This window comes from Chitinivibrionia bacterium (assembly GCA_009779925.1).
Taxonomy (GTDB): Bacteria; Fibrobacterota; Chitinivibrionia; order Chitinivibrionales; family Chitinivibrionaceae; genus WRFX01.
This window is the reverse complement of the sequence record WRAZ01000055.1, coordinates 1-10071: the sequence shown is the minus strand read 5'-3', so window position 1 is coordinate 10071 and position 10071 is coordinate 1. Positions and strand designations below refer to the sequence as shown.

Annotated in this window: 9 protein-coding genes, 3 tRNA genes and 1 pseudogene; 4 read left to right on the top strand and 9 right to left on the bottom strand. The window is 42.5% G+C overall.

All coding sequences use genetic code 11. The annotated features are described in order from the left end of the window. Positions 1-3 precede the first annotated feature (3 nt). Both FWE23_10640 and FWE23_10635 read left to right on the top strand, forming a co-directional pair. Positions 4-81, top strand: a tRNA-Val gene (locus FWE23_10640). Between the two features lie 9 nt (positions 82-90). Then, positions 91-167 (top strand) — tRNA-Asp (locus FWE23_10635). A 130-nt stretch (positions 168-297) separates the two neighbouring features. On the opposite strand, the gene FWE23_10630 is transcribed toward FWE23_10635, so the two are convergent. The 9 genes and pseudogenes from FWE23_10630 to FWE23_10590 form a co-directional block, all read right to left on the bottom strand. After that, positions 298-2394, bottom strand: a complete 2097-nt coding sequence (locus tag FWE23_10630) for a glutamine synthetase III (protein MCL2845882.1) — start codon at positions 2392-2394, stop codon at positions 298-300. A 151-nt stretch (positions 2395-2545) separates the two neighbouring features. Beyond that, the gene (locus FWE23_10625; protein MCL2845881.1) at positions 2546-3793 is read right to left on the bottom strand and encodes a T9SS type A sorting domain-containing protein; all 1248 of its coding nucleotides are present in this window, start codon (positions 3791-3793) and stop codon (positions 2546-2548) included. Between the two features lie 141 nt (positions 3794-3934). Continuing rightward, positions 3935-4477, bottom strand: coding sequence for a hypothetical protein (locus FWE23_10620; GenBank protein ID MCL2845880.1), 543 nt, complete (start codon positions 4475-4477; stop codon positions 3935-3937). Between the two features lie 77 nt (positions 4478-4554). Further along, complete coding sequence (rplI, locus tag FWE23_10615) at positions 4555-5007, bottom strand: 50S ribosomal protein L9 (protein MCL2845879.1); 453 nt, start codon at positions 5005-5007, stop codon at positions 4555-4557. Positions 5008-5028: 21 nt separating this feature from the next. Then, positions 5029-5238 (bottom strand): annotated as a pseudogene (rpsR, locus tag FWE23_10610) (30S ribosomal protein S18). Between the two features lie 30 nt (positions 5239-5268). Beyond that, positions 5269-5631 carry a 30S ribosomal protein S6 gene (rpsF, locus tag FWE23_10605; protein MCL2845878.1) on the bottom strand — a complete coding sequence of 121 codons (363 nt, stop codon included), beginning with the start codon at positions 5629-5631 and terminating at the stop codon, positions 5269-5271. A gap of 115 nt (positions 5632-5746) precedes the next feature. Then, the gene (gene pth / locus FWE23_10600; protein MCL2845877.1) at positions 5747-6316 is read right to left on the bottom strand and encodes an aminoacyl-tRNA hydrolase; all 570 of its coding nucleotides are present in this window, start codon (positions 6314-6316) and stop codon (positions 5747-5749) included. A 22-nt stretch (positions 6317-6338) separates the two neighbouring features. Further along, on the bottom strand, positions 6339-6902 hold the full coding sequence (locus tag FWE23_10595; protein ID MCL2845876.1) for a 50S ribosomal protein L25: 564 nt from the start codon (positions 6900-6902) through the stop codon (positions 6339-6341). Positions 6903-6949: 47 nt separating this feature from the next. Then, positions 6950-7025 (bottom strand) — tRNA-Gln (locus FWE23_10590). Between the two features lie 203 nt (positions 7026-7228). Between FWE23_10590 and FWE23_10585 the strand changes: the two genes are divergently transcribed. Next, positions 7229-8941 (top strand): Na/Pi cotransporter family protein, encoded by a 1713-nt coding sequence (locus FWE23_10585; protein ID MCL2845875.1) that lies wholly within the window; start codon positions 7229-7231, stop codon positions 8939-8941. 142 nt (positions 8942-9083) lie between these two features. Then, entirely contained in the window at positions 9084-9905 is an 822-nt protein-coding gene (locus tag FWE23_10580) for an Rpn family recombination-promoting nuclease/putative transposase (GenBank protein ID MCL2845874.1), read from the top strand. Positions 9906-10071 lie beyond the last annotated feature (166 nt).

Genomic DNA, 10071 nt, shown 5'->3' with positions numbered 1-10071 from the left:
TTCGGGGGGTTAGCTCAGTCGGTTCAGAGCACCTGCCTTACAAGCAGGGGGTCACAAGTTCGAGCCTTGTACTCCCCACCACCATAGAGTGGACCGGTAGTTCAGTTGGTTAGAACGCCTGCCTGTCACGCAGGAGGTCGCGGGTTCGAGTCCCGTCCGGTCCGCCATTTTTGTAGAGACGCAATGCTTGCGTCTCTTTTTTTTGTTTAATGCCTAATTTTTGATAATAACAAAGGGCGAAAGATTTTTCGCCCCTACAAAATTAACGCAGAAATTATGTAAAACACCCTATTGTTATCAAACCACGCTAAAAAGTATCTCGCCGTAAGTTGGCATCGACCAATATTTTCGGGCGATTGTTGCCTCTAATTCGTCGCAGACTTTGCGAAGTTCCGACATTGCCGCAAATACGTTGTCGCGATAGAATTTTGCAATATCGCTTACTCCTTTTTTCGCCTTTACGTCTGCCAACGCTTTTTCGAGTGCTTCTGCTTTTATAAGAAGAAGCGAAGAAGAACGAGAAAGAGTATCCAAGATTTTCTCTTCGAGTATTGCCTCAAAACCCCAGCCCTTGATTGATTTTTTCGTCTGCAAAAGCTGCGCTATCTCTTTCTGATACGAAATACTCGACGGAATAACGTCTTTGTACACCATATCAACCATCGTAAGCGCTTCGATATTGAGCTGTTTGCAATAACTTTCCAACATTATTTCAAAGCGGGAATGCAATTCGGTTTCGCAAAAAACGTGGTGCTTAGAAAACAAATCCACACTTTTTGGCGACACAAACGCAGGAAGCGCGTCAATAGTCGTTTTTAGGTTGGAGAGCCCTCTGCGCTTCGCTTCCTCGACCCATTCGGGCGAGTAATTGTTTCCGTTAAAGACAATTCTTTTGTGATTACGGAACGTTTCTTTTACAAGCGTTGCCATATCTTCGTTAAAGTTTGTCGAATTCTCTAATTTTTCGGCAAATTGGCGCAAAGTTTCTGCAACCGCCGTGTTCAGAACGATGTTTGGACCCGCCGTAGAAAACATTGAGCCGAGCATTCTGAACTCAAATTTATTGCCCGTAAAAGCAAACGGCGATGTGCGGTTTCGGTCGGTTGTGTCTTTGGGGAAATGTGGCAAAACGCTTACGCCGATTTCCATTTCGCTTTTTTCTTTGCATTTATAGGCGTTGCCGCTTTCGATTGCTTCAAGAATTTCGGTTAATTCGTCGCCTAAAAACATAGATATTATTGCGGGAGGCGCTTCGTTTGCGCCTAAGCGGTGGTCGTTGCCCGCGCTTGCCGCAGATACGCGCAGTAAATCTTGATATTCATCGACCGCTTTTATTACCGCCACCAAAAACAGCAAAAATTGCGCGTTTTCGTAAGGAGTTTCGCCCGGCTCAAGCAAATTCTTGCCTGTATCGGTTGCCATAGACCAATTATTGTGTTTGCCGCTTCCGCTTACTCCTGCAAACGGTTTTTCGTGCAAAAGACAAGCCAAATTATGCTTGTTGGCAATGGTTTTCATAAGTTCCATAGTCAGTTGGTTGTGGTCGGTAGCAATGTTTGCCGTTGCGAATATAAGGGCGAGTTCGTGCTGAGCGGGCGCGACTTCGTTATGCTTGGTTTTGGCAAAAACGCCTAATTTCCATAATTCTTCGTCCAATTCCCGCATAAAAGCCGACACTCTCGGCTTAAGACAGCCGAAATAATGGTCTTCGAGCTCCTGCCCCTTTGGCGGAAGCGCGCCGAAAAGCGTTCTTCCCGTATAAATTAAATCGGGGCGTTTCAAAAACATTTGTTTGTCTATAAGAAAGTATTCCTGCTCAACTCCAACGGTGGGAGCCACTCTTTTTACGTCCTTGTTTGAGAAAAGCTTAAGGATGCGCATAGCTTGCTTGTCGAGCGCCTCCATTGAGCGAAGGAGCGGCGTTTTTTTGTCGAGCGCCTCGCCCGAATACGAGCAAAAAGCCGTAGGAATGCACAAAGCGTTGTCTTTTATGAAAGCAAAAGAAGTCGTATCCCAAACCGTGTAGCCTCTCGCTTCAAAAGTGGCGCGCAAACCTCCCGACGGAAAAGAAGACGCGTCGGACTCGCCGTGGACAAGCTCTTTGCCCGAAAATTCCATAATTGCCTTACCGTTGCCTGCAGGCGATATAAAACTGTCGTGTTTTTCCGCGGTAGTTCCCGTCATCGGCTGAAACCAGTGAGTGAAGTGAGTAGCGCCTTTTTCGAGCGCCCATTCCATCATAGCGTTTGCTACAACGTCGGCAGTCCCCCGCTCTAAACGCGTTCCCTGCGACATCGTTCTTTTAAGGGCGTCAAAAGCGTCTTTCGGCAATCTCGCTTGCATTACCGTTTCGTTAAAAACCATACTCCCGAACAAACTTGCTATGTCTTTCATTGGACTTTTTCCTTTTTGGTTGTTTTTTTGCCACAAAAATACGTTATGCCAAAACAAAAAAAAGAGACGTAAGGCACTACGTCTCTACAAATAATCGAAAATTTACCGAAATAGCGGACGACCGAGAGCGGTCGCCCCTACTTTTACTTGCCTATTTCACCCCAATTCTCTGCCTCAACACAGAAACGCCGTTCTGCTTCACATTCAAGACAAACACGCCTTGCGCGAGATTATCTGTTCTCAATCCAACAGCATTCACGCCGTTTATTGCGGTGATGTTCGCTCTGCTTACCATACGACCTTGCAGGTTGTAAAGTTCGGCGGTGTAATTGCCTGCGGCGAGGTTTAGGTGGATTTGACCGTTTCTTATTCCTGCGAAAGAGGCAGGGTTTGCGGTTTTTCTTGTGATAGTATTACGAGATATTGATGTGCCGCCGCCGCTGAAACCACGCAAAAACGGAAAGCCGTTGTTTGTTTCAGGGGCGATTTGCCAGATGTTAGCAAAATCCCAACCAATGAAAGTGCTTTGTTGACGGAATTGTGCTTCAGTTAGCAATATTGAGTTTTGAAAGATTGTGCCGTCATCATTACCGCCGCTCAATTCGTATACGCCTTGTAAAGCATAAGAACTTAAAATCTCTATACTTTCGCCCCAGCCCAACAATTGACCTGCAACATATGGCGCCTCGCCTCTATTTACTATAATTCCTATAGCATAGCTGTTTCGAATTGCGCCGTCTTCACTTGTGCCAACTAATCCGCCAACGAAATAATCCAAATTATTATCAGCATCTATTGTTATGTTCACATTGGCATAAGAATTTTCTATTGTTCCATCATTCATAATTCCAACCAATCCGCCAATATCGCCCCAAATAGTGCCGCCAAAATAGATTTTTCCTGTTGCAAAAGTATTCTCAATTCTTCCACTGTTAGTGCCGACTAATCCTCCGATATATGCTTCGCTTCCGTTTTCTTCTGCTTCTAATGTTATACTAAAATCAATAACGCCAAGGTTTTTAACAACCCCATTTTCGCCGACAATTCCAAATAACCCAAATAACCAAGAGGAAATATCGGACAAAGCTTTGTCTATATAAACACCTTTAATTACATTGTTGTTCCCGTCAAAAGTTCCGTTAAACGGATTCCAGTGTTCATTTGGATTCGGATAAGTCCAACGCCACCAACCAATCGGCACCCAATTTCCGCCAACGAGTTCTATGTCGTTTTCAAGTGTTATTGTTTGATTTTTGAAATCTTTGCCGTTGTTTACTTGGGCGGCAAATTCTCTTAATTGCGCTTCGGTTGATATTGATATTTGCGGGGCGTTCCAATTAGTCGCCCACGCACTTACGGCAAACATCGTCGTCAAAGCTATGACTTTCGTGATGTTCATAAATTGTCTCCTTGTTTTTAATTGCAAAAATACTATTTTGTTTTGTGGAGAGGTGGCGGTTTGGTGGTTTTTTGTAGAAAATTGGTAAAAAAAGATAATTTTTTATTTTACCCTTGACTTTTTGCACGGATATTTTGTATATTATTTAGTAGTGAGGAACTTTTGAAGTTTCCTGTCAACAAAAGGCGGCAAACCTGCTTCACTCCGAGCGTAATCGGAGGATTGATTTAGGTTTCCGTCTTTTTTGTATATTGATATTTCACTCAAAGTCGCCGAATACATAGAGTTTCGTCCGCTACCTTTTTCTTCGGAAACAGTAAATCTTATATAATATTCATCACTACCGTCCGAAAACTTGTTTATGTACTGATGATATTCTTTTACGTTTGCGTGTCTTTTATGCCCGTCAAAAATTGCTTCGGGCTCCGACCAACCTAATACAGAGTTTTCATATAAGGTTGGCAAGTCTTTTATAACATTGCTCTTATCAAATGTTCTCGGACTTCTTATTTCACCTACAACCGATACGGGAATGCGAATTTTACGTCCATCATTCACGTTTTCTATAAATAGAGGAAAACCCGCAACTATTCCTCTTGCTGTTTTTTGGTCAAAATGTTCGCCTATTTCAATTCTTTTCGCAAACAAACTCTCTATTAGCTCTATTATTTCGCTTTTATTCATAATTTATTTCTTTCTTTTTTTTCGCAAAAAAAGCCCGCATTTCTGCGGGCTTTTTTAATTGAGATATTCGTCTTCTCTTACTCTTCTTCTTTTTTCACTACCCAGACTTTTACCGTTGCTTCTATATCTCTATAGATTTTGATTGCAACGTCGTAAACGCCGAGTTTTTTGATGCTCTCCGACAAAAGAACTGCCGAACGCGCGATTTCGATATTGTTTTCCGCAAGGTGTTCTATAATATCCTGCGCCGAAACCGAACCGTAAATATCGTCGCCGTCTTTTACTTTAACGGCGATTGTGAATTGCTGACCGTTGATCTTTTCTGCGCGAGCTTTCGCTTCCGCTATGAGTTTTTCGCCTTTTTTAGCCGCGTATTTTTTCATTTCTTCGTTATGACGAAGATTTCCGGCAGTTGCCAAAACCGCAATTCCTTCAGGGATAAGGTAGTTTCTGCCGTATCCGTCTTTTACTTCTACTACATCGTGCGCGTTTCCGAGACGATTAAAATCCTGTTGAAGAATAATTTTCATAAAGTTCCTCCTCGTCCTTTCTTAGTGAATGTTTTCCGCTACAAACGGCAACAACGCAATATGTCTTGCTCTCTTAACTTCGGAGGCAAGCGCTCTCTGATGTTTCGCGCAAACTCCCGTAACTCTGCGAGGAAGAATTTTTCCTCTTTCCGTCGTTTTTCTTTTAAGCGCGTCAACGTTTTTGTATGAAGGCTCAATTTTGTCTTCGCAAAAAGAACAAACTCTGTATTTTACAACATTTTCTCTTCTCGGCATACTTAATTACTCCTCTTCTTCTTTAACGTCGTCGGTATTTTCACTTGCTCTGTCGTTTGCGGATTTGGTTGCCGCAAAAATCACTGCGTTCTCGTGAATAACCGTAAGATGGCGCATCACGTTTGTGTTAAACTTAAGGCTGTTGTCGATAAATTTACCTGCGTTTCCGTTGTACTCATACACGAAAAGCACGTAATAACCGAACGACTTTTTGTTGATTGTGTACGCAAGAGGTCTCTTGCCCCACACGTCAATCTTGATGATTGACCCGTTTGTCGAAAGCAACTCTTCTACTTTTTTGCTTTCTTTTTCTATCGCGTCCTGCGGCAAATTACCGTCAAAAACGACAACAGTTTCATACTTACTCATCAGTCCTCCAATGGTCTTTGCCCTCCGATGGGGAGGGTGGATTAAAAAACTATTCTATCTCTCTTATGACTGCACGGGCAGGTTTGAAACCTGCCCCTACATCTATCATTTCCGGTTATTTGGAATTGTATTTGTTCATTGTCGCTACAATTCCGTTTACAAAATAACTCTCTATCGCTTCTATCGCAAAATCAAGTTTTTCATTCGCGATTTTCTCTTCTTCCGCGCTGAATTTTCCTAAAACAAAATCGGTAATCGTTTCATTTTCGGGAAGCGGTCCTATGCCGAAACGTAATCTTGCGTAATCTTTTGACGAATGTTGAGCAAGCGACTTAAGTCCGTTATGTCCGCCGTCCGAGCCGCTTTGTCTGAAACGCATTGCCGCAAGATTTAAGTTGAAATCATCGACAACCACAAGCATTTTGTCTTCGGCAACGCCGTAAAAGCCAAAAAGTTCTTTAGCCGCAAGTCCCGAATTATTTACGTAAGTATTAGGCTGACAAACAACTATTTTCTTTCCCGCGAATGAACACTCCCAAACCAGCGAATGCTTAAACTTCTTTTTTGTGCGAGGGCTGTTTTTTTCGGCAAACTTTTCCACAACAACAAAGCCGATATTATGCCGCGTTCCGACGTATTTTTCGCCGATGTTCCCTATTCCAAGCAATATTTCAACGTCGCCCACCTGTTCGGTCCGACGAAAAAGCTTACTTAGTTTTTCCCAAAAGGCGCGCAACAACTCTCGCTTTGTTCGTAATCAAACTTACGCCGTCGGGAAGTTTAACATCGCCCGCAACAGCCGAATCGCCTGTTTTGAGGTTGCTGATATCCAACTCCACGATTTCCGGAATTTTATCCGACAAACCTTGCAAATCAACTTCGTACATAGCTTGGTTTAAGATAGCGCCCATCTTAAGCGCGTCGCTGTTTCCGACCAATTTAAGGAAACTTCTTGCCTTAACGGGACGTTTTGCGTCAACCGCCTGAAAGTCGATGTGATAATAAACAGAGTCTTTAATTACGTCTTTCTGTTTTTCACGAACAACCGCAACAGCGTCCTTAGGAAGCCCTTCGCCCGCAAGTTCGACCAATTTGTTGTGTTGTTTTCTTGAAACAATCAAATTAAATTCGTGAGCATTGACTTCAACTTTAATGGGCTCAATACCAAAACCATAGTAAGCAGCGGGAATCCAACCTTCAGCTCTTGCTTTGCGGGTATATGACTTTCCTGCGCCTTTGCGAACACGAGCCGTCAATTTTATTTTATCCACTTGTTCCTCCTAAAGAAACTAAAAACATTTATTATCACATATAAAAGTGGCTGGGGTGGAAGGACTCGAACCCTCAAATGGCAGGACCAAAACCTGCTGGCTTAACCATTTGCCGACACCCCAACTAAAAATAGTTTTGTCGATTTTTTGACAAAAAGCAGAGGTAAAATAATTTTCGCCAAAGCAAAGTGGGAGAAAAAATGCAATTTTATGCAAAATTGTTAAATTTGTTTATATTTTTCCGAATATCATATAGCACATAATGTATTTTCTGTGTTCATTTTTTGCTAAAAGCAAGTAAATTCGATTAAAAGAAGGATTTTTGTATGGTTAACGATTTTCTTTTGGAGATGATATTTAAAGTTATAGGCGGTATCGGGATATTCTTGCTCGGTATGCGACACTTATCCGAGGGCTTGCAGACTATCGCGGGAAATCGCCTGCGCAAAATGATAAGTATGGCAACTCCAAACCGTTTTATGGCGGTCGGAATGGGAACGCTCGTCACTTGTATTATCCAATCATCGACGGCAACCACGGTAATGACCGTCGGGTTTGTTAACGCGGGACTTGTATCTCTGTATCAGGCAATCGGAATTATTATGGGCGCAAACATCGGCACAACGCTTACCGGTTGGATGCTCGCAATAAACATAGATATGTACGGGCTTCTCTTAATGGGAATTTCCGCGTTCGTTTATATTTTCTCCAAAAACGAAAAAATCAAATACACCGCTATGGTGGCAATGGGTATAGGTATGATATTTACCGGACTTTGGCTTATGAAAGACGGCTTCAGACCCATACGCAGTATTCCCGAGTATATAGAATGGTTCTCCCGTTTCTCTGCGGACACCTACTTCGGTTTGTTGAAATGCGTTCTCGTAGGATGCCTCCTTACGCTCATTGTGCAGTCGTCAACCGCAACCATAGGTATAACGATGGGACTTGCGGCGTCGGGCGTAATTCCGTTTGAAACCGCCGCCGCGCTCGTGGTCGGCGAAAACCTCGGCACTGTTTTTACGGCATACTTGGCTTCGATAGGAACAACCACCAACGGAAAACGGGCGGCTCTCGCGCACATATCCTTTAATGTTATAGGGGTGATATGGATTACGACAATATTCGGCGTATATTTGCAATTTATACGTTTTATTATCGGAAACGACCCGAATACAATGGTAATGGTAAACGATTACGCAACCTATCCGTATATACTTGCCGCAATAGCCGCTGTTCATACTGTGTATAACGTTATGAACACAGCCCTTTTCCTGCCGTTTACAAGAATATGGGCAAAAATTCTCGAAAAAACAGTAAAGGACAAGCCGACCAAAGATCAGCCGAAATGCACGCATTTGGACAAATATATGCTCAATACGCCAACGGTTGCCATAGCGCAATCGTGGAAAGAAATCGCCAATATGGGCGAAGACGACCAAAAAATGTTCGATATGCTTAAAACCGCGCTGTCTTCCGACGAAATTGAGGAAAAATTCGTGAACAAAGTCTTCAAAAAAGAAGACAAACTCGACAAAATGCAGACGGAAATAACCGCGTTTTTAACTCAACTTCTGTCAAGCGGAGAGTGTCCGCCGACCGTCAGCGAACACGCGCAAAAACAAATACGCCTCGCCGACGAGTTCGAGACAATAAGCGACTACATAACAATGCAATTAAAACTCTACCTGCGCATAAATAACGACGAAATAAAGATGCCCGCAATAATGCGCGAAGAACTTCTCGGATTGCACGACGCCGTGTTTGAATTCTTTAACACGGTTAATCACGCCTATCGCGAAAAGAACACAAAAATAGTCAGCGGCGCCTACGATATGGGCGAAGCGATAACCCAAAGAATTCGCGAACTGCGCGGCAAACACATAGCGCGCTTAGCCGAAGCGCCCACTCCCCCGCTGATAAGCACGACGTATCCCGATATGCTTGTGGGCTATCGTCGGATAAAAGAGCATATTGTGAATATCGCGGAAGTTATGGTAGGTAAAGGCGGGTATGCGGGGAAGATAACGCAGGGGTAGAGAACTAGTCTATCCTCTGCTATTATTCTTTTCAGAGAAAATACTAAATGCCAAATAAAGAATAGGTGAAAATTTACCTGTTTTGCTTAGCGGCAAATATTATATTATATAACAACAGCATTAAAAAAAACAAGGAGAAAATGTGAGCGCAAAAGCAAACAGGGAATACAAGGACAGCGTTTTTACAAGTTTATTCGGTGAAAAAGATACACTTTTGGAGTTGTACAACGCAATACAAAATACAAACTACTGCAAAGACACGGAAATACAAATAACAACGCTCGAAAGCGTTCTATATATGGAGCAGGCGAACGATATTTCTTTTGTAATAGACGGTAAATTTGTAGTTTTGATAGAACATCAATCGACAATAAACCCGAATATGCCGTTAAGAATGTTGCTTTATATGGGACGGGTTTACGAAAAAATAGTAGAAGCCGAAACGCTGTATAAACAAAGCAGGATAAAGATACCACGCCCGGAATTTATAGTTTTATACAACGGAAAATACGAATATCCGGACGAGGAAACGCTTAAATTGTCGGATATGTTTGAGCAAAAAGATGGGGTATCGCCGGAACTTGAACTTATTGTAAAAGTTTACAATATAAACGAAGGTAGAAATCCTCAGTTTGCGGAAAGAAGCGAAACGCTGAAAGGATACGAAATGTTCATAGCAATGGCTCGCGAGTATGAAAAGAATATGAGTAGAGACGAGGCAATAAAAAAGGCGATAATGGACTGCTTGGAAAAAAATGTATTAAACACTTATTTCAACGATAAAGGATCGGAGGTTATAAATATGTTGTTAACAGAATGGAAAACAGAAGACGCGCTGAGAGTAAGAGAGAAAGAAGCAAAAGAACAAGTTGCCGTAAACATGCTAAATATGGGCATTGACGTTGAAACCATAGCTAAAGCAACCGGTCTCTTCATCGACGACGTTCTGCGTTTGGAATACTGAATTGAAATAAATGCCCAAAAACTATAGGCGGATAACACTATCCGCCTTTTCACACCCAAAAGCCAATTTTCACCAAAAATCAAAACAGTTTCTCCCCACCGCTCTCTGCCAAATATTATTTTATTATCCGGAATCAGGTTTTCAGGGACAAAAACACTAAAACATA